The 19,493-nt window shown below is 67.6% G+C and carries 19 protein-coding genes; 11 read left to right on the top strand and 8 right to left on the bottom strand.

The window, feature by feature from the left end; genetic code table 11:
* Nucleotides 1-6 precede the first annotated feature (6 nt).
* A complete protein-coding gene (locus NNY25_RS09460; RefSeq protein ID WP_265571108.1) occupies nt 7-1,725 on the top strand; it encodes a putative bifunctional diguanylate cyclase/phosphodiesterase in 1,719 nt (572 codons plus the stop codon).
* Between the two features lie 3 nt (nt 1,726-1,728).
* On the opposite strand, the gene NNY25_RS09455 is transcribed toward NNY25_RS09460, so the two are convergent.
* Both NNY25_RS09455 and NNY25_RS09450 read right to left on the bottom strand, forming a co-directional pair.
* Nucleotides 1,729-3,747 carry a TIR domain-containing protein gene (locus tag NNY25_RS09455; RefSeq protein ID WP_265571107.1) on the bottom strand — a complete coding sequence of 673 codons (2,019 nt, stop codon included), beginning with the start codon at nt 3,745-3,747 and terminating at the stop codon, nt 1,729-1,731.
* Complete coding sequence (locus NNY25_RS09450; protein ID WP_265571106.1) at nt 3,747-5,759, bottom strand: TIR domain-containing protein; 2,013 nt, start codon at nt 5,757-5,759, stop codon at nt 3,747-3,749. Before NNY25_RS09450 ends, NNY25_RS09455 begins: the two co-directional genes overlap by 1 nt.
* 157 nt (nt 5,760-5,916) lie before the next feature.
* On the opposite strand from NNY25_RS09450, the gene NNY25_RS09445 reads away from it, so the two are divergent.
* Complete coding sequence (locus tag NNY25_RS09445) at nt 5,917-6,186, top strand: PilZ domain-containing protein (RefSeq protein WP_265571105.1); 270 nt, start codon at nt 5,917-5,919, stop codon at nt 6,184-6,186.
* Here NNY25_RS09445 and NNY25_RS09440 read toward each other — a convergent pair.
* From NNY25_RS09440 to NNY25_RS09430, 3 genes are read right to left on the bottom strand one after another with little or no spacing between them, the layout of a single operon-like run.
* Nucleotides 6,183-7,316 carry a CCA tRNA nucleotidyltransferase gene (locus NNY25_RS09440; protein ID WP_265571529.1) on the bottom strand — a complete coding sequence of 378 codons (1,134 nt, stop codon included), beginning with the start codon at nt 7,314-7,316 and terminating at the stop codon, nt 6,183-6,185. The genes NNY25_RS09445 and NNY25_RS09440 overlap by 4 nt on opposite strands.
* 35 nt (nt 7,317-7,351) lie before the next feature.
* Entirely contained in the window at nt 7,352-7,927 is a 576-nt protein-coding gene (locus NNY25_RS09435) for a CoA pyrophosphatase (protein ID WP_265571104.1), read from the bottom strand.
* Nucleotides 7,924-8,487 (bottom strand): DUF1285 domain-containing protein, encoded by a 564-nt coding sequence (locus NNY25_RS09430; protein WP_265571527.1) that lies wholly within the window; start codon nt 8,485-8,487, stop codon nt 7,924-7,926. The genes NNY25_RS09435 and NNY25_RS09430 overlap by 4 nt, the downstream gene beginning before the upstream one ends.
* Before the next feature lie 64 nt (nt 8,488-8,551).
* Here NNY25_RS09430 and NNY25_RS09425 point away from each other — a divergent pair, with 64 nt between their 5' ends.
* The 7 genes from NNY25_RS09425 (at nt 8,552) to NNY25_RS09395 (ending at nt 13,340) form a co-directional block, all read left to right on the top strand.
* Nucleotides 8,552-9,337, top strand: a complete 786-nt coding sequence (locus tag NNY25_RS09425; RefSeq protein ID WP_265571103.1) for an SDR family oxidoreductase — start codon at nt 8,552-8,554, stop codon at nt 9,335-9,337.
* Nucleotides 9,334-9,741 carry a dihydroneopterin aldolase gene (locus tag NNY25_RS09420; RefSeq protein ID WP_265571102.1) on the top strand — a complete coding sequence of 136 codons (408 nt, stop codon included), beginning with the start codon at nt 9,334-9,336 and terminating at the stop codon, nt 9,739-9,741. Before NNY25_RS09425 ends, NNY25_RS09420 begins: the two co-directional genes overlap by 4 nt.
* A 206-nt stretch (nt 9,742-9,947) precedes the next feature.
* Complete coding sequence (locus NNY25_RS09415; RefSeq protein ID WP_338112490.1) at nt 9,948-10,586, top strand: energy transducer TonB; 639 nt, start codon at nt 9,948-9,950, stop codon at nt 10,584-10,586.
* 45 nt (nt 10,587-10,631) lie between these two features.
* Nucleotides 10,632-11,408, top strand: coding sequence for a MotA/TolQ/ExbB proton channel family protein (locus NNY25_RS09410; protein ID WP_265571100.1), 777 nt, complete (start codon nt 10,632-10,634; stop codon nt 11,406-11,408).
* Nucleotides 11,409-11,487: 79 nt separating this feature from the next.
* On the top strand, nt 11,488-11,979 hold the full coding sequence (locus tag NNY25_RS09405) for an ExbD/TolR family protein (RefSeq protein WP_265571099.1): 492 nt from the start codon (nt 11,488-11,490) through the stop codon (nt 11,977-11,979).
* Between the two features lie 18 nt (nt 11,980-11,997).
* Complete coding sequence (locus NNY25_RS09400; protein ID WP_265571098.1) at nt 11,998-12,423, top strand: ExbD/TolR family protein; 426 nt, start codon at nt 11,998-12,000, stop codon at nt 12,421-12,423.
* Between the two features lie 173 nt (nt 12,424-12,596).
* Nucleotides 12,597-13,340 carry a hypothetical protein gene (locus NNY25_RS09395; protein ID WP_265571097.1) on the top strand — a complete coding sequence of 248 codons (744 nt, stop codon included), beginning with the start codon at nt 12,597-12,599 and terminating at the stop codon, nt 13,338-13,340.
* Here NNY25_RS09395 and NNY25_RS09390 read toward each other — a convergent pair whose 3' ends face one another.
* A complete protein-coding gene (locus tag NNY25_RS09390; protein WP_265571096.1) occupies nt 13,341-15,056 on the bottom strand; it encodes a cytochrome c biogenesis protein DipZ in 1,716 nt (571 codons plus the stop codon).
* On the bottom strand, nt 15,053-15,553 hold the full coding sequence (gene msrB / locus NNY25_RS09385) for a peptide-methionine (R)-S-oxide reductase MsrB (RefSeq protein WP_265571095.1): 501 nt from the start codon (nt 15,551-15,553) through the stop codon (nt 15,053-15,055). The genes NNY25_RS09390 and msrB overlap by 4 nt, the downstream gene beginning before the upstream one ends.
* Nucleotides 15,554-15,665: 112 nt before the next feature.
* Between msrB and NNY25_RS09380 the strand changes: the two genes are divergently transcribed.
* Nucleotides 15,666-16,346 (top strand): hypothetical protein, encoded by a 681-nt coding sequence (locus tag NNY25_RS09380; RefSeq protein ID WP_265571094.1) that lies wholly within the window; start codon nt 15,666-15,668, stop codon nt 16,344-16,346.
* Here the strand turns inward: NNY25_RS09380 and NNY25_RS09375 are convergent.
* Complete coding sequence (locus tag NNY25_RS09375) at nt 16,343-18,097, bottom strand: ABC transporter transmembrane domain-containing protein (protein WP_265571093.1); 1,755 nt, start codon at nt 18,095-18,097, stop codon at nt 16,343-16,345. The genes NNY25_RS09380 and NNY25_RS09375 overlap by 4 nt on opposite strands.
* 136 nt (nt 18,098-18,233) lie before the next feature.
* Between NNY25_RS09375 and NNY25_RS09370 the strand changes: the two genes are divergently transcribed.
* Nucleotides 18,234-19,463: a polyhydroxyalkanoate depolymerase gene (locus tag NNY25_RS09370; RefSeq protein ID WP_265571092.1), complete on the top strand. Its 1,230-nt coding sequence runs from the start codon at nt 18,234-18,236 to the stop codon at nt 19,461-19,463.
* Nucleotides 19,464-19,493: the final 30 nt, after the last annotated feature.

Raw genomic sequence — 19,493 nt, 5'->3', positions numbered from 1 at the left:
CACCACGTGCCGGAGACGAATTCCCGTGCGCTTCCCGCGCGCGAGCGTCAGTCCGATCAGGCGCTGCTCGACGCGTTGCCGATCGCGGCGACGGTGGTCGGGCTAAAGGGCGAGAAACTGTGGGTCTACGCGTTCAACTCGCGCTTTGCCGAGGCGATCAGCGGGCCGGGCGCGGCGGCGCCTGCCAAGGACGCGATGGACAGCCATGGCGAGGGACCGGTGGGCGATTTCGTGCGCGCCTTCCTCGCCGATCCGGCGGGCGCCAAGAGCGAACTGGCGCTGCAGGACGGCGAGGGGATCGGCAGCCGCCACTTCACGCTGAAGCTCGCCCCGCTCCATGCCCAGGAAGACGGGACGCCGTGCTGCCTCCTCAGCCTCGTCGACAAGACAGTCGAGGTGCAGGCCGAGCGCAACCTGCGCGCCGAGATGCTGCGCGACAGCCTGACCGGCCTGCCCAACCGTCTCGCCTTCACCGAGACGATCGAGAAATTTGGCGAGATGCCGACGCGTTCGGTCGACCACGCGGTGCTGGTGATCGACGTGCTGCGCTTCTCGCGCATCAACGAGAGCATGGGCAGCCTTGCGGGCGACGAACTGCTGATCACCTTCGCGCGTCGCCTGATGAGCGCGCTGCGTGCCGGCGACACGCTGGCCCGCACGGGCGGCAACGAGTTCGGCATCCTCGTGGCGCTCAAGCGCGGGGTGCAGGACGCGCTGGCCGCGGCCGCCCGCATCCAGGAATTGCTCTCGACGCCGTTCAAATTGTCCGAACTCGAGATCAAGGTCGACTGCGCCATCGGCATCGCGCTGATGAACGGCGAGCAGGACGCCGAGGAACTCTTCCGCAACGCCCAGTTCGCGGTCAAGCAGGCCAAGCAGGTCGGCAAGCCCACCGTCTACGAGCCGGGCGAGGCCGCCGATGCGCGGCGTCGTTTCTCGATCGAGACCGAGCTTCGGCGCGCGATCGATCGCGACGAGCTCGAACTCTACTACCAGCCGCTCATCAACCTGCGCTCGGGCACGGTCGCGGGTTACGAGGCGCTGGCGCGCTGGACGCACGCGGAGCGCGGGCCGATCAGCCCGGGCGAATTCATCCCCGTGGCCGAAGAGAGCGGGCTGATCCTCGACCTCGGTCGCTGGGCGATGGACCGCGCGGCCGCGACGATGGCCGAGTGGGACCGCGCGGTGGGCGAGAAACTGCCCTTCTACGTCGCGGTCAACCTGTCGGCGATCCAGATCGCGCGCGACGACGTCGCGGGCTGCGTCGAGGACGCGATGCGCGCGCACCGCATTCCGGGCAACCGGCTGCGGCTCGAGCTGACCGAAAGCGCGATCGTTCAGGACCCGAGCCGTGCGACGCGCGTGTTCGAAGGACTGAAGGCGCTCGACACGACACTGGCGATGGACGATTTCGGCACCGGCTATTCGAGCCTCGCCTACCTCCAGAAACTGCCGATCGACGTTCTCAAGATCGACCAGAGCTTCGTGCGCGACATGCTGTCGGACCAGGACAGCGTGGCGATCGTGCGCGCGATCCTGAGCCTTGCCGAGGCGCTCGGCATGTCGACTACCGCCGAAGGGATCGAGAGCGTGGAATTGGCAACGACCCTGTCGGCGCTGGGCTGCGGCTCGGGCCAGGGCTACCACTTCGCGCGCCCGCTGCCCGCCGAGGACGCGCTGCGCTACTATCGCGAGCGCTCGGTCGCCGTCGACAAGCGCCGCTAGGCGTCAGAAACCCTTCGCCGCGAGACGGGCTTTTTCCTTCGCGATTTCATCGGGCGCGATCGGCAGGCCGGCAAGAACGCCGTTCTTGCGGCGATAGTCGATGATTCGCGCGATGGCCGGGTGGCGCTTGACGAAATCGTGGTAGCGCGGGTCGGCGCGGGCCTCGACCGGCAGGCTCATTCGACTGTCGTTGAGGATGCGGATGATATTGTCCGGCGCCTCGTTCTGCGCGACCGCGTCGAGCATGTCGAGCGCGCGATCCGGCGAGACGGTCCGCGCGCAATAGGCGACCGCGTAGTAGGAACCGGGCCGACAGGTTCCGTCGGGGTCGGTGTTGGGCACGCCCAGAGTCATCGATTCCAGTCGGTTTTCCCAGCGTGCGAAGAATGCGTCGGGCGCTTCGCCCTGGTCTTCGCGTAGGCGTTCGAGCACCACCGGGATATCGCGGCGCGCATCGGAAGCGTTGGCCAGCGCGGCGATCGCGGCCAGCCACGCTGTCAGGATCGTGGTGCAATCGGAGGAGCAGTCGGCGGCTTCCTGGCGGACGAAGTCGTAATCGCCCGTAAAATAGCGGGCATGGGCTCCGCCGACCTGGAAATAGATGTTGGTGGGGTCGAGCTGCCTTGCGCGCTGGAAATGGGCGAAGGCGCCCTCGGCATCGCCCGCGACCAGTTTGACGCGGGCGAGTTCGGCCTGGGCGAGGGCGAAGTCCGGGTCCTTGTCGACCAGTGACTGGAGGATGGCGAGCGCTTCGGAGACGCGGCCCTCGTCGCGGTAGAGGAGACCCGCGCGCGCGATCTGGCCAAGGCGATTGTCGGGGTCGAGTTCGAGCGCGCGGTCGGTGGCAGCGCGCATCTCGCGGCGGAAGGCGTCGGGGGACAGAGAGAGGGTTTGCGGACCGGTCCACAGCATCGCCATCGCCTTGAGCGCATGGGCGTCGGCGAAGTCTTCCTGTCGCTCGAGGGCGCGCGCGAAATGCCGGTAGGCCTCGGCATAATCGTTGGCGTTGAAGGCGCTGTGGAGCCGTTCGACGCCGCGCAGGTAATAGTCGTACGCTTCGGGATCGACCTCGTCGCTCGCCGCGCGCCAATCGCCACTGCCCACGCCGAGCCGGGCCTGGAGCGCGGCGGCAAGCGAGGCGGTCAATTCGCGCTGGAGCGTGGGGAGCTTGTGGAGTTCGCCTGAGACGCTGTTCGACCAGAGCGGTGTGTCGGCTTGCGGGTCGACGAGGCGCGCGGTGAGCGTGACCTGGTCCCCGATGATCCTGACGTCCCCTTCGACGAGGTGGTCGACGTCGAGGCGGCCCGCCATGGCCGCGGCAGTGAGCCCTTCCGACGCAATCGCGAAGGTCGACGTGGTCGTCGGCATCGACAGGCCCTCGAGCCCGGCCAACCCGTCGACGATCGCGGCGGCGACGCCGCGGCCGAGATAGGCTTGCGCCTCGTCGCCCGCGACCGCGAAGGGCAGAATGGCGACGCGTGCGCCGTCCGCCCTTGCGCTGGCGCCGCCGAACAGGCCGGGGGCGGCGACATAGGTGATGCCGCCGATTGCGGCGAGGCCGGCAAGCGCGCCGACTGCCCAGGCAAGCGGGCGTTTGGAGCGGGTGGCGGGCGCCGGCTCGGCGTGCGGGTGCGCCGCCTCGTTGTCGATCAGGCCGAGCGCGACCGCGAGCCCGTCGGGGAGCGGGTCGCCGTCTGTCCAGCCCGACAGGTCGACCGTGTGGAACTGTCGAAAACCCAAGGGAGGCAGGGTGCCGTCGATGGTCGCGCTGACGAGGCTGGCGCGTTCGGCACCTTCGCTGGCTTCGTCGCGGACCCAGCGCGATTGCACCGCCTCCTTCGACCACAGGACGAGGACATGGCGCGCATCGGCGAGTGCGCTTTCGATGTCGCGCGAGAATTCGTGGCCGCCGACGAGGTGGCGGTCCCACCACACGCTGCGCCCGGCCTGCTCGATGGCAGCCGCGATCTTTTCCGCGCGGGGCTGGTCACCCCTGGCATAGGAAAGGAACACGTCGGCCATCAGCGGCGCAGCTTCGCGAGCCGGGCCTTTTCGGCCTCGACTTCCTCGGGGGCGAGGGGAAGTCCGCCCATGACGCCGTTCTCGCGGCGGGCGTTGACCAACATCGCGATCCACGGATCCTCGAGGATCTTGTGGTAGCGCGGATCGGCGCGCGCTTCGGGCGGGAACGCGGTGCGCATGTCGGTCAGCAGCATCGTCAGCTCGTCCGGGTTCGCCTCGACGACCTCGGCAAGCGTGTCCAGCGCGGCGTCGATCCCCACCAGCCTCGACTGGAAGACCACCTTGTTCGCGTTGTTCTGCCGGTCCATGAACGGGGGCAGCGGTTGCTTGCGGTTGGCGACATAGGCCTCCAGCGCACTGCGCGCTTGCGCAAGGATTTCGGGAGGGGTGCCGTCCCTCCTGAAATAAGTATCGAGCTTGTCCCAACTCCTGTCGATATTGTCCTGCGAGCCGTGGGCAAGAATGGAGATGAGCCTGAACTGGTTGTTGGTGCGGCACATGTCGCATTCGCGGATCACTGCGCCGAGCAGCTCCAGATTGCCCGTTTCCATGAGTACGTTGGCCCGTGCCGTTCTCAAGAGGGGGTTGAGCGGATCGCGGGCAACGGCGCGCTCGATATAGGCGCGGCTACTGGCGAGATCGCCCCGGACCTGTGCGATCTGGAACATCTTGTAGTTGACCAGACCGTCGTCGGGCGCGTCGGCCAATAATGCCTCGCCAATCTCGACGGATTTCGCAAAGTCGTAATCGATCCGCGCCGCGCCCTGTGAGGCGGCGGCGCGTGCCATGATATTGTCGGGGTCGAGTTCGAGCGCGCGGTCGAGATGCTCGTGAAAGGCACTCTTGCGTCGCTCGTCGTCGAAGCCGAACGTGTCGGAATCCGAGAGCGAGAGGATGTAGGCGGCGCCGGCATGAGCGGGGGCAAAGTCGGGGGCGAGTTCGGCCGCGCGCACGAAGTCGCGATAGGCGGCGGCGCGCGATTCCAGATCGCTTCGCTCGGCAAGCCTCGCCATTCCGGAAAGATAGGGGTCGCGCGCCTTGGCCGGGATGTCGGCAGGCAGCGGGGAGCCGCCGAAGCCGACGCCCTGGCGGATCTGGAGCGCGATGCCGGCGGCCTGTGCGGACTGCTGCGCCAGTTCTTCGGGAAGCGCGCGGCGTTCCTCGATGGTCTTGGTCCACACCCGCTTGCCGCTGGCGGCGTCGATCAGGGCGAGGTCGAGCTGGAGCATGTCGTCGCCGACGGGAAGCAGTTGGCCCTCGAGGACGTGGGTGACGCCCATGTCGGTGCCTAGCTTGCGCGCGGTGGCGCCCGCGCGGACCGCGGCGTTGACCGAATTGGTCGAAGCGAGCGTCAGGCCGGGCAGGTCGGACAGGCGGCTGGCGACGGTCGCGGCCATACGTTCGCCGACGGTGGAGAGGTCTTCATCGCCGGGCGAGGTGAAGGGGGTGACGGCGAGGCTGAGGGACTGCGCCTGCTCGCTCTGGGCGCCCGGGATGTAGCCGCCCTGGAACGCGGCGACTCCCGCGAGAACGAGGAGCAATGCTGCGGCGATGCCCGCAAGCCATTTCTTCGACAGGCGCTTGGCGGGGGCTACGGGGACGGGCGCGGGCGGCGGTGAGGGGGGCTCGTCCCTGTCGAGGCGCATCGAGACCGCGCTGACGAGCGCGGCGAGGCCGGCCCCGCGGTTCCCCTCGCGATAGTCGATCGTGTGGAGCTGGCGGTATCCCATCGGGGGCAGGCTGTCGTCGATCTGGATCGGCAGCAGCTTGTGATGGTCGCGCCCGAAGGCGGCCTCGTCGCGCACCCAGTGGCTTTTCACCGAATGCTCGGACCAGGCGACGAGCACGGTTTGGGCGGCCTCGATCTCGTGCTCGATATCGTCGGAGAAGTCGTGGCCGCCGGTCAGCTGGCGATCCCACCAGACCGAAAAGCCCGCTTGCTCGAGCGCGGCCGCGAGTTCCTCGACGACCGGCTGGTCGGGCCTTGCATAAGAAAGGAAAATATCCGCCATCGAACCCCCCGCGTGGAGCGCCTAGGCTAGCACCTGCCTGCCAAAGATAAAGTATCCGCATCAGCAAATACGGGCATGTCGGTTGCACGACACGGCGATTTTCCTTAATCTAGGTTATATCGCAGGCGGAACGAACGCGGCGATACGGGGGGTGAGCATGCGTGAACCGGGGCAGATCAAGCGCGATACCAGGATCGAGGTCGACCAGCGCGGCATCCTCGTCGACAGCGAGGGCGTCGAGAGCCGGGTGACCGTCACCGACATCTCCAAGGAAGGCTGCCGGCTGATCACCGACGGGACGCCGATCATCGGCGAACATGTCGTGCTTCGGGTCGGCAAGGCGGGCGACGTGCCCGCGCAGGTGCGCTGGGCGCTGGGGCACGAGGCCGGACTGCACTTCACTGCGGGCGCGCCGGTCCTCGACTAGGCGAGCGCTTTCGCGACGATTTTCTCGAACGCTTCGCCGGTGGGGAAGCCGGCGTCGATCCACGCAGTCTCGATCGCGCGCAGCGTACGGGCGACTTCGGGACCCTGCGTGATGCCGCGCGCGATGAGGTCGCCACCTTTCAGGGGCAGGACGGGGACGTCCCAGTCGGCGAGGTCGGCCATCGCGTCGGCGCGGCCCTCGATGGCGAGGCGGTCGAGCGCGGCCTCCTTCGACTGGCGATAGGCCTGTTCGTGGGGGAGCATGGCGCAGGGCGCGGCGGCGCGGGCGAGACGCTGGGTCCGGGCCTTGGAGAGGCGCAGGCGCGCGGCGACGTCGCGGGCGGACTTCTCGTCCTGCGGCAACAGCGCGGCGAGGCGGCGGATCGCGGCGGGTTCGAGACCGGCAGCCTGCTCGGTATCGATCAGGCTAGCGAGGCGCTCGATGCCTTGCGCGGTGATTTCGGGCAGGACGGGGGCGAAGATGCCGCCGTCGTGCATCAGCGCGACCGTCTCGCGCGGGTCGGGGAGGCGGAGGAGCTTCAGCAGTTCGTCGGCGACACGTTCGCGCGACAGCGCCATGAGATCGTTGGCGCGCCTTGTGCAGGCGGCAAGGCCCGCCGCGTCCGGGGCGCCCTGGCCGAACCGGGCGTGGAAGCGGAAGAAGCGCAGGATGCGTAGATGGTCCTCGGCGATACGCTGGAGCGGCTCGCCGATGAAACGCACGCGGCGGGCTTCAAGGTCGTCCTTGCCGCCGAAAAAGTCGAAAATCTCGCCGGTGGCGGGGTCGGCGTAGAGTGCGTTGATGGTGAAGTCGCGGCGCGCGGCGTCCTCCTGCCAGTCGGAGGAGAAGGCGACCGTGGCGCGGCGCCCGTCGGTCGAGACGTCGGCGCGCAGCGTGGTGACCTCGACCACCGTGCCGTTCGAGACGGCGGTGATGGTGCCGTGCTCGATCCCGGTCGGGACCGCCTTAATGCCCGCGGCCTCGAGGCGGCGGACGACCTCGTGCGGGTCGTGGAGCGTGGCGCAGTCGATATCCTCCACCGCGATCCCCATCAGGCTGTCGCGCACCGCGCCGCCGACGAAGCGGATCGCGCCGTCCTCTTCGCCGAGCGCGGCGAGCAGTTTCTCCATGCCCGGGCGGGCGCGGAAGGGGGCGACGTCGAGCTTCACGCGGCCATCCGGCGCGACAGGCCGACGATCATGCCCGCGGTCGCGCCCCAGATGTTGCGACCCTCGTAATCGATCCGCCAGTAATTGCGCATGCGCCCCTTCCACATCGTGCTTTCGCGGTGGTGGTGGGCGGGATCGAGCAGCCGGTCAAGCGGGGCCTCGAACCAGTCCTCGACTTCGCCCGGAGCGGGCACCAGCGGGAGGTCTGGCGGGAGCAGCCCGACCCACGGGGTGACGGCAAAGCCGGTGCCGGTGAGATAGGGATCGAGCGTGCCGAGGAGGTCGACGTCGTTGGCGCGGATGGCGAGTTCCTCGAACGCCTCGCGCAGCGCGGCCTCCTCGGGGCTTTCCCCGGGATCGATGCGCCCGCCAGGGAAAGCGACCTGGCCGGCATGGTTGCGAAGGTCGCCATGGCGCACGGTGAGGATGAGGCCAGGACGCGCGCGGCGGGTGATCGGGACGAGCACGGCGGCTGGGGTCACCTCGCCGAATTCCGAGGGGTCGAGATCGTCGCGCGATTCGCCCGGCGAGGGTGCAGCGAGCGCGGCGCGAAGGCGCAGGTCGATCGTCATGAAGCGAGCGCGAAGAAGGCGCCGTCCGACCAGATGCCGGGCGGGTCGTGGTCTTCTGCCAGCGCGATCTCGGCCAGCTCGTAGTAGAGCGGGCGCGCGATCTCGGCTTCGAGGCCGTGGCGCACGAGGACGCGCGGCGACGGGCCGTCCGCTGCCTCGGCCAGCGTGATCGGATGGTCGGGGCCGGCGATGACCGCATCGCCGCTGTCGAGTTCGAAAGCGATCCGGCGCTTCTCGCCTTCGCCCTCCATCGTCATCTTGAGCGCGCGGAAAGGCGTGCGCTCGACACGGATCGAAAGTTTCTCGACCGGGGTGACGAGGACATGGCTGCCGTCTTCCTCGCGGCGCAGGACGGTGGAAAAGAGGCGCACCATGGCGGGACGGGTGAGCGGGCGGCCCTGGTGGAGCCAGGTCCCGTCGCGCAGGATCTCCATCTCGCTGTCGCCGCAATGATCGGGGTTCCATTGGTCGACGGGCGGCAGGCCGCGATCGGCGAGGACCTCGGCGAGCCGGGCGAGCGACTGGCCTTCGATATCGAGCGGGGGGCGGCGTTCGGGCATGGGGGCGAGATAGGCGAGCCCGCCCCAAGTTGCCAGATGCCGTGCAAGCGGGCATGGGGCGCTCATGGCTCGGCCCATCGCCATCGTCACCGGCGCCGCGAGGCGGATCGGCGCGCATCTGGTCGACGCGCTGCTAGCGCGCGGCTGGCAGGTGGTGGCGCACGTGCGGCGCGACAGCGACGAAGTGGCCGACGGCGCCGTCAAGGCGGTCGCCGACCTCGCCGCGGCGGACTGCGCCCGGGCAATCTTCGCGGTGGTCGACGGGCTGGGCGGGGCGCCGCGGCTGCTCGTCAACAATGCGGCGATGTTCGAGGACGACCGGCTCGGCGCGCTCGATCCCGACCTGTTCGAGGCGCACATGAGGGTGAACGCGCGCGCGCCCGCGATGCTGGCCGAAGCGTTCGCGCGCCGGGCAGGGGGACGCGGCGAAGACGCGCTGGTGGTCAACCTGCTCGACGCCAAGCTCGCCGCGCCCAATCCCGATTTCCTGAGCTACACGCTCGCCAAGCAGGCGCTGGCCGGCTTCACCGACATCGCCGCGCGCGCGTGGGCAGGCGAGGGGGTCAGGGTGAATGCCGTCGCCCCCGCGCTGATGCTGCCCTCGGGCGCGCAGGGACAGCGCGATTTCGAGAAGGTACATGCGCTCAATCCGCTGGGCCGCGGCGTGCGCCCCGACGACGTGGTGGCGGCGATCGACTACCTGCTTGCCGCCACCGTCGTGACCGGCCAGACGCTGTGGCTCGACGGCGGGCAGCGCTTCATGGCGCTGGATCGCGACGTGCAGTTTCTCGAGAACTCGCCGTTTCTCGACGAAGACACGCAATTTCTCGACGAAAGGAATGATGCATGAGCGCCAAGCTCGACGGGATGGTGCCGCTGGTGCCGAGGTCCGCCAAGATCGTGCTCGACAAGCTCGAGGTCGATGCCGACATCGGCTTTCACGCGCACGAGGTGGGCACGCCGCAGCGGCTGCTGGTGTCGGTCGAGCTGTGGCTGGACGAGCCCGACGCCGATCATGGCGACGACCCCGACCGGGCGTGGAATTACGATTTCCTGCGCGCCGAAGTGATTCGGCTCGCGACCGAGCGGCGTTACAATCTGCAGGAAACGTTCCTGCGCGCATTGTTCGACCGGATCGCCGCCGCGAACGGCGTTTGCGCGCTGCGAATCCGCTCGGTGAAGCCCGATATTTATGGCGATGCAGAGGCAGTCGGTGTCGAAATTGCGTCCTTTACGGGCGGTTCACCGCAATAGGCACTCGCTTTGTCGGTTAGGGAACAAATGCGTTGCCACGCGTTTTTCGTCCCTATAAGGAAGCCCGCTATTGCCATGTAACTTTAGTACACGGCGATTTCGAATAAATGAGCCGGGCGCTTGTCGTAAGCCCGGTTCGGCCACGGATCCCTCCGTGGCAAGCCGAGGAGATTAGCGACTTAATGTCCTACGCAAATCGCAGAGACATGGGATCGAACCGCACGGTTTCGATCGCAATCGTCATCCTCCTCCACGTGATCCTGGGCTATGCGCTTGTCAGCGGTCTGGCCTACAACGTGGTGAAGAAGACGGTCGAAGACCTGAAGACTTTCGACGTCGAGGATGAGCCGCCGCCCCCGCCGGAAGAGCCGCCGCCCCCGCCCGAGAACATTCCCGATGTTCCCCCGCCGGTCGTGGCTCCGCCGCCGATCGTCCGCACCAATGTCGCGCCCCCGCCGGTCGTGGCGACTCCCGTCGCTCCGCCGCCGGTCGTGACGCCGACCGCTCCGGTCGCGCCGCCGGCTCCGCCTGCGCCGCCGCCGCCGCGCATCGAACCCGCCCGTGCCAAGGCCAACCTCGCTTCGTACATCTCGAACGACGATTATCCGTCGCGCGCGATCCGTAACGAGGAGCAGGGCACGACGCGGTTCCGCCTGACGGTCGGGGCGAACGGACGCGTCAGCAAGTGCGAGATCGTCGGCTCCAGTGGCTCGTCGACTCTCGACCAGACCACCTGCAGCATCATGGAGCGTCGCGCCCGGTTCACCCCGGCCACCGACAGCACCGGCAAGCAGGTGACCGATACGGTGACGAGCTCGATCCGCTGGGTCCTGCCCGACAGATAAGCTTCAAAACATATTTTCCCGTCTCACTATCTAGGAAACGAACCCATGCTCAATTTCATCCTGGCAGCTGCCCCGGCCGCGGGCGAGAATCCCTACGGTATCGTCGCCGCGCTCAAGGAAGGCGGCATCATCACGATCGCGACCTTCGCGATCCTGGTCGGCATGTCGATCTTCTCGTTCTACATCCTGTTCACCAAGCTCCTGCAGCAGCAGAAGATCATCAATCAGTCGAACAAGGTGCGCGCCAACTTCTGGGCGTCGGCCAACCTCAAGGAAGCCGCCAACAAGCTCGAGAAGAAGAGCGCCTACCGCGCGATCGTCGAGGACGCGATCCTCGCCGACGAACAGCATGGCAAGCTGACCAACCCGGTCGACCAGCATGACTGGATGCACGGTTCGCTCGAGCGTTCGAAGAACTCGATCGGCAACCGCCTGGGCGAAGGCCTCGCCTTCCTCGCGACCGTCGGTTCGACCGCGCCGTTCATCGGCCTGTTCGGTACCGTCGTCGGCATCTACCGCGCGCTGGTGAAGATCGGTGCGGCCGGTCAGGCGTCGATCTCGACCGTCGCCGGCCCGGTCGGCGAAGCGCTGATCATGACCGCGCTCGGCCTCGTCGTCGCGGTGCCGGCGGTGCTCGCCTACAACTGGCTGATCCGTCGCAACAAGTCGATCATGGAAGACCTTTCGGCCTTCACCAACGACATCCACGGCTACATCATGTCGAACGGCACGGTGAAGCCGGTCATGGCCGCTCCTGCCGCCGCGCCGAAGCCCGGCACCACCACCGGTGGCGCCCCGGTCAAGCCGGCTGCCCGCAGCTAACGGGTTCACACCGGGCCGGCCCGAGAGGCCGGCCCGGATCCACCCCTAGCCGCAACGATAAACGAAGGAAGACCGCCCTATGGGTATGAACGTTGGCATGGAGCAGTCGGGCGAGGACATCCCGATGTCCGACATCAACACGACGCCTCTCGTGGACGTCATGTTGGTTCTCCTGATCATCTTCCTGATCGCCATCCCGATCGTGCTCGAAACGGTCCCGGTCAAGTTGCCCGAGGTCGTCTTCGAACCGACCGAAACCAAGCCCGAGAACGTCAACCTGTCGGTCCGTGGCGGACCCGGCGGGACCTGCGAAGTCTATTGGGACCTCACGCCGATGAACAGCGAAGAGCTGCTCGACGCGGCGGTCGCCAAGCTCGAGGACACGATCGAAAAGGCCGGCGGCGTCGAGAACATCACCGAAGAGAATATGCCCGAAGCGCATATCCGCGGCGACGTCGACACGCCCTACAAGTGCATCGGTGGCGCGATCTTCACGATGCAGCGCGCGGGCTTCGCCCGTGTCGGCTTCATCTCCGAACCGCCGGCGGGTACCGCCGTCGAGCGCCTCTAAGCGAAAGGAACTACAGCAATGGCTGCCGCTACCCTTAGCGAAGAAGGCGAACCGATGATGGACATCAACACGACGCCGCTCATCGACGTCATGTTGGTTCTCCTCATCATGTTCATCATTACCATTCCGATCCAGTCCCATGCGGTGAAGCTCGACCTTCCCCAGGACGCGGATTCGACCACCCCGCCGCCGGTCGACCCGGTCAAGAACAAGGTCGTCATCACGGCGGGTGGCGAGATCCTGTGGAACGGCGCGCCGGTCAGCCAGGTCCAGCTGCGCCAGTTCCTCGACATCTCGCAGCAGATGAACCCGACCCCCGAGCTGCACCTGCAGCCCGAGCCGAACGCCCGCTACGTGCTGGTCGACGAAGTGCTCGCCATCACCAAGCGCGCGAGCGTGGAGAAGATGGGGTTCGTCGGAAACGAGGCCTACGCCGAATTCTGATCGGACCAGGAACCGTACGAAACAGGGCGGCCCGGCGACGGGTCGCCCTTTTTCGTTGGAGTTGCGCGGCTCAGCTTGATCCGCGTTAAGGTCCTGCAATTTCTGGCGAAAAAATCGTTGCGGTGGCGCGCACTTTAACCTTCCGGCTACCTCTCGCGCCCTAGCGAGGATGGATGGACCTCATCGCCTCCTACCAGGCCGGACTTGCCGACGAAGTCGCCAACGACGCACGCGATCTTGCCGGGGCGCCGGGCGACCGGCTGCGCCGCGTGGCGACCTATTTCCACCTCTACCAGCACAGTCAGGGACGTTTCCCGCTCGCACTGGTACTGGCGCAGCTCGCGCTGTGGGCGCCGAAATCGAAGCTGGCCCGGGGCTGGGAAGAGGGCGACGCGAAACTGTGCGCGAGCCTACTCGCGGGCTACCGGATGACCGCGATGAAGGCGCTCGAGGGCGAAGCCGAGCGGCGGCTCGACGGAACGCTGCGCGAGGCGCTCGAGCGGATCCACCGCGTGGTCGATCCGGGCTCGGTGGTGCGCGCCAACGGGGCGATCGCCTGCTGGGCAGCCTCGCGGCGGCTCGCGCCCGCGCTTGCGGAAAAGCGCGGCGACGCGGCGACGAAGTCCGAGTGGGTCGGGTTTTCCGGATTAGGCTGGCGGTCGGTCAAGCTCGAGGCGCCTGCAGGCGCGGGAGCGATCGAGGCGATGCTGCTCGAGGCGTTGTCGCGCGGGGCGGCAAAGGGCTGGGCCAAGGCGGAACGCGCGGTGATCTTCCACAAGGCGATGCCCAAGGATTTCGCTGCCAACCCGGCGCGGCACTTCTTCGATTTGCAGCAAAAGCTCGCCGAGCAGCGCCGCCGCACCGAGCGCCAGCGGCTCGATCACGAATTCGGCGAGACTGTCAGGCTGGTCGCCTGATCACCCGAACGTGAAGGCGTAGGCGGCGGCGCCAGGGTCGTCGAACACGATGGTGAAGCGGCGGCGCTGGGCGCCGTCCTTCTGGCGCACGAGCTGGTAGAGGCGCTCGCCCTCGATCACGCCGCGGCCCATCGCGTCGACATCGAGACCCGCATCATCGCCCGGCACCTTGCCGTCGAGGAGGATGCGGAAGCGGCGGGGCCGGCCGTCCGCACTGCCAAGGACGAGGTGGAGATCGCGCGCGGCAAAATCGATGGTGAGCGCGGCGCCCGGATCGAGGCTGCGCGCGCGTTGCTCTTCGACCCACCAGCGCTTGTCGAGCGCCCACTGGTTGCGGCCCAGCCGGTCGGGAAGACGGTAGGTGCGCGGGGCGCCGCGCGCGAAGCCGCCGGGCGAGGCGAAATTGTCCGCGCGGGCGTAGCCCAGATAGGTCTCGCGCGTGTCGACGTCGGCGAAGTTCGCGGCCGCAGCGCGGCCCTTCGCGTCGACCTCGGCCCAGTCGGAGGAGAGGTCGGCGCCGGCTTCGGCCAGCAGCTTGCGGATGGCGGCTTCGGTCTCGCGCACGCCGCCCTCGCCGAAATGGTGGTAGCGTAGGCGGCCGTCGGCGCCGCGCAGGTAATGGGCGGGCCAGAAGCGGTTGTCGAAGGCGCGCCAGATCGCCCAGTCATTGTCGATCGCGGTCCGGTAGGTCAGGCGCTGGTCGGCGATGGCCCTGGCGACGTTTACGGGCTCGCGCTCGAACGCGAATTCGGGGGTGTGGACGCCGACCACGACGAGCCCGTCCTTCGCGTAACGGCGGTGCCAAGCCTCGACGTGCGGGACCGAGCGGATGCAGTTGATGCAGCTGTAGGTCCAGAAATCGACGAGCACGACCTTGCCCTGAAGGTCGGCGGCGGCGAGCGGTTCGCCGTTCAGCCAGCCGGTCGCGCCCGCAAGACCCGGGAAGGGGCCTTCGTCGGGCAGCGGGGCGTCGCTGAGCGCGGTGGTGAGGTCGCGTTCCTCCATGCCGAGCACGCCTGCGAGACGCTGCTCGATGGCGTTGGTGGGGCCGGCCGAAAGGCGCGCGAGGACGCGCGTGTCGAGCCCCAGCGCGATCGCGCCGACCGCGACGAGGATGAGAAGGCCGAGGACCTGGCGCACGCGCTGGCCCGCGCCGATCGAGGCCTTCATGCGCGCGAACAATCTGCCGCCGACGAGCAGCGCGGCGGCGAGGCTGGTCGCGGCGCCCGCGGCGTAGGCGAAGAGGAGCAATGCGGTCTCGCCGCTCGCCCCCGACAGCGCGGCCCCGGTGAGGATGAGGCCGAGAATGGGGCCTGCACACGGTGCCCAGAGAAGGCCGGTGGCGACGCCGAGCAGGGCCGAGCCGAAGGGCGAGCCGTCATCGGCGCCTTGCGACAGGCGGTCGCCGAGACCCGCGACAGGCGCCATGACCCGATCGGCCAGCGCGGGCAGGAGCAGCATCAGCGCGAACACGGCCATGACGGCGAGCGCGACGTTGCGCGCGGCCGCGTTGGCCGACACCGCCCATTCGCCCGCAAAGGCGGTGAGGGTGGCGACCGCGGCGAAGGTCAGCGCCATCCCGGCGAGCATCGGCAGACCGTGGCGCGCGAAACTCTTTTCGGCGCGCGCGAAGACGAACGGGAGCACCGGCAGGATGCAGGGCGAGAGGATGGTGAGGATGCCGCCGAGGAAGGCGAGCAGAACGAACAGGATCATGCCGGTTTGAAGTTCAGCGCGAGGCCGTTGATGCAGTGGCGCTTGCCGGTCGGCCTGGGGCCGTCGTCGAAGACGTGGCCGAGATGACCGCCGCAGCGTGCGCAATGTTCCTCGGTGCGGACCATCAGGTAGCTGCTGTCGCGGCTGTAGGCGACGCGCCCGTCCAGCGCGGCCCAGAAGGCCGGCCAGCCGGTGCGGCTGTCATATTTGGTGCGGCTCGAGAAGAGCGGCGCGTCGCAGCCCGCGCAGTGGTAGGTGCCGGTCGCCTTGAGGCGGTTGTAGGGATGCGAGAAGGGCGGCTCGGTGCCCGCTTTCCTGAGAATGCGGTAGGCCTTGGGGCCAAGCTGGCGCTGCCATGCAGCGTCCGATTTCATGACCTTGAAGCGGCCTTTGGCGTGGGGGTTGGCATACCCTCGGGTCGTGCCGAGCGACAGCGCGGCGAGCGAAACCCCGGCAAGGCCCAGCAGGGCGCGGCGGTCGAAAAGCGGGTCGGTCATGCCCCTTGATACGCCAATCGGCGGCAAAAGGTTACACGGGCGCCGAGCCGTACGCTTGCACTCGCCCGCTAATGTCGGAAGACTGCTAGCCTGTCGGTTGGAGGGGCGTGAGGTGGACTTCTACAAGCTGATCAAGTCGCTCGACGAGCTCGTATTCGAGATTTTGAGCTGGCTCTATTTCTACCCGCGCACCCTGATCCGCACACTGCTGACGCCGTTCGGACTCATGCTCGATACCGAGAAAAGGATGGACGAGGACCCCGATCCGGCATGGGGCGACCGGATCGGCCCACCGCTGTTTCTCGCGCTCACGCTGGCGGTGATTCACGGGATCGAGATCGGGATCGGGATCGACGCCGTGGAAAGCTATCAGAACGAAGCGATCAAGGAGTTGATGAGCAACGACACCAACCTGCTTGCGGTGCGCATCGTCCTGTTCGGCGCGCTCCCGCTGCTCGCCGCAGCCCGCGAACTCAAGGTGCGCGGGATCCGGATGACCAAGTCCGCGCTGCAGGCGCCCTTTTACGCCCAATGCTATCCGGCCGCAGGCTACGCGGTGCTGGTCAACGCCACCTATTTCGCCGCGCACGACCTGATCACGACCAAGCCCGCACTGGGCGCCGCGATCCTGTTCGGTGGGCTGCTGGTTTCGGCGCTGTGGGTCGGCTTCGTGGAGACGCGCTGGTTCCACCGGCGGCTGGAAACGACGCGTCTGCGCGCCATGGGGCATGCGTTCGTGCTGCTTCTGCAGTGGCTGCTGCTGGCGGTCGCAGTAACGCTGGTGCTGAGCTAGTCGAACTGGAGGCGGGCGAGGCGGGCGTAGAGGCCGTCCTTGGCGACGAGCTCGTCGTGGGTGCCCTGCTCGACGATGCGGCCTTCGTCCATCACGACGATGCGGTCGGCCGCGCGCACGGTGGCGAGGCGGTGGGCGATGACGAGCGTGGTGCGCTTGCCCATGAGGTTGTCGAGCGCAGCCTGGACCTTGGCCTCGCTTTCGGCGTCGAGCGCGCTGGTAGCCTCGTCGAGGAGGAGGAGGGGGGCGTCCTTGCGCAGCAGCGCACGGGCGATGGCGATGCGCTGGCGCTGCCCGCCCGAGAGACGCGCGCCGCCTTCGCCGAGATAGGTGTCGAGGCCCTCGGGTAGACTCTTGAGGAACTGGGTCGCGTTGGCGAGCGCGGCGGCTTCCCAGATGTCTTCGTCGCTGGCGTCCCAGCGGCCGTAGCGCAGGTTGTCGCGCGCGCTGGCGGCGAAGATCATCACTTCCTGCGGTACCATCGCGATGCGGCGGCGCAGCGCCTGCGGATCGGTGTCCTTGAGGTCGACGCCGTCGATCAGGATGCGCCCGTCCTGCGGATCGTAGAAGCGCTGGGCGAGCTGGAAAAGGGTGGTCTTGCCCGCGCCCGAGGGGCCGACGATCGCGACCAGCTCGTCGGGGCGGATGTCGAGATCGAAGTCCGCCAGCGCCTCGGTGTCGGGGCGGGTGGGATAGCGGAAAGTGACGTTCTCGAAGGTCAGGCGTCCCTCGGGCGGGGAGGGGAGCTCGACCGGATCGGCAGGCGCGGTGATGACCGGCTGGACCTGCATCAGTTCATCGAGGCGCTGCGAGGCACCCGCGGCGCGCAACAGGTCGCCATAGACTTCGCTCAACGCGCCGAACGCGCCCGCGACGAGCCCGCCGTAGAGGACGAAGGCGGCAATGGTGCCGCCGCTCATGCGGCCCGCGGCGACGTCGGTGGCGCCCTGCCAGATGATCAGCGTGATCGCGCTCATCAGGAGGGCGATGACGATGAAGGTCAAAAGAGCGCGCAGGAAGATGCGCCTCTTGGCGACCGCGAAGACGGTCTCGGTGGCCGAGGAGAAGCGCTCGCTCTCGCGCTCCTGCTGGCCGAACGCCTGGACGATCTTCATCGCGCCGAGCACCTCGCTGGTGAGCGTGCCGACGTCGGCGATGCGGTCCTGGCTCGAGACCGAGACCGCGCGCACCTTGCGCCCGAGGATGGTAAGCGGGACGATGACGACGGGAATGCCAAGGAGCAGCATACCGGCAAGCTTGGGCGACAGCGTGAACATGATCGCGGTGCACACGAGGCCCATGATGAGGTTCCTGAGCGCGACCGAGATGGTGGTGCCGACGACCTGTTCGATCACGGTCGTGTCGACGGTGATGCGGCTGGTGATCTCGGCGGGGCGGTTTTCCTCGAAATAGGCGGGCGAGAGCTTCAACAGGTTGGCGTGGACGTCGCGGCGGATGTCGGCGACGACCCGCTCGCCGAGCCAGGACACGAAGTAGAAGCGCGTCGCGGTGGCGACCGCCATGACGAGGACGAGGATGAGCAGATACTGGAACCAGCGCGCGATATCGCCGTCATTGGTGAAGCCACGATCGATGATCAGCTTGAAGGCGTAGGGAATGCCCGACGTGGCGCCCGCGGCGAGCAGCAGCGCGATGCCCGCCATGACGAGATGACCGGGGTAACGCAGTACGCGGTCCCACACCATCTTCAGGTTGGAGAGCGATTTTTTCGGGGGAGCTTCTGTGGCCATCGCCAAGCCGCCTAGCAGTGTGTCGCGCAGGCCTCAATTGCCGCGTTGCGGTCGCTGCATCGCAACATGGGGGTTGCCGGGGGAGCCAATCGCGCCCAAGCTGGTTGCAACATCATGAAATCTCCCAAGGAACAGCATGCTTTACGACGCCTATGAGGTGCAGCGCTCGCTGCTGGCGGGTGCCAGCCGCATGGCCGGCCTCGGCGCGGGCTGGATCGCCAACCCCGCCAATCCCTTCGCCTACCATTCGATGGGGCCGGTCGTGGCCGCGGGACTCGACGTGTTCGCGCACGCCACCGCAACGCGCGGCAAGCCCGACTTCGAGATTAACGAGACGGAGGTCGAGGGCGAAACCGTTGCGGTCGACGAGGATGTCGTGACCTACCGCCCGTTCGGGAATTTGCTGCATTTCAGGAAGGACGCCGAGGTTTCGCAGCCGCCGATGCTGATCGTCGCGCCGATGTCGGGTCATTTCGCGACGCTGCTCAAGGGCACGGTCGAGCGGATGCTGCCGGCCCACGACGTCTACATCACCGACTGGGCGGACGCGAAGACGGTGTCGCTGTCCGAGGGCAGTTTCGACCTCGACGACTATGTCGATTACCTGATCGATTTCCTCGAGACGATCCACGAGAAGCACGGCGTGCGCCCGCACATGCTGGCGGTGTGCCAGCCCTCGGTGCCTGCGTTCGCGGCGACCGCGATCATGGGCGGGGCGAAGAATCCGGCGCGGCCGGCCACGCTGACGATGATGGGCGGGCCGATCGATACGCGCGAGGCGCCGACCGCGGTGAACCTCCTCGCCACCCAGCGACCGCACGCCTGGTTCCAGCAGAACGTGATCGCCACCGTGCCCTATTTCTACAAGGGCGCGGGGCGGAAGGTCTATCCGGGCTTCCTCCAGCTGGCTGGCTTCATGACCATGAATCTGGGCAGCCATCTGATGAGCCACTGGGAGATGTTCAAGCATCTCATCGAGGGCGATGAGGAAAGCGCGGACAAGACCCGCGAATTCTACGACGAATATCGCGCGGTGGCCGACATGACGGCCGAATTCTACCTGCAGACGGTCGACGTCGTGTTCCAGCGGCACCTGCTGCCGAGGAACGAGTTCATGCACCGCGGCAAGCTGGTCGACCTGGCCGGGATCACGGATACGGCCCTGCTCGCCATCGAGGGCGAGCGCGACGATATTTCGGGGCTCGGCCAGACCAAGGCGGCGCTCCACCTGGCGAGCGACCTGCCCGAGAAGAAGAAGCGCTATTTCATGGCCGAGGGCGTGGGCCATTACGGCATCTTCCACGGTGGCAAGTGGCGCGACACGATCGCTCCGGTGGTCGAGGAATTCGTCGCCAAGCACGATTGAGGTCGCAGGCCATCGGTGCTTTGATCGGCA

The organism is Sphingomicrobium nitratireducens (assembly GCF_026157035.1).
GTDB lineage: Bacteria > Pseudomonadota > Alphaproteobacteria > Sphingomonadales > Sphingomonadaceae > Sphingomicrobium > Sphingomicrobium nitratireducens.
The sequence above is the reverse complement of the archived record's forward strand: the minus strand, read 5'-3'. Positions and strand labels throughout refer to the sequence as shown.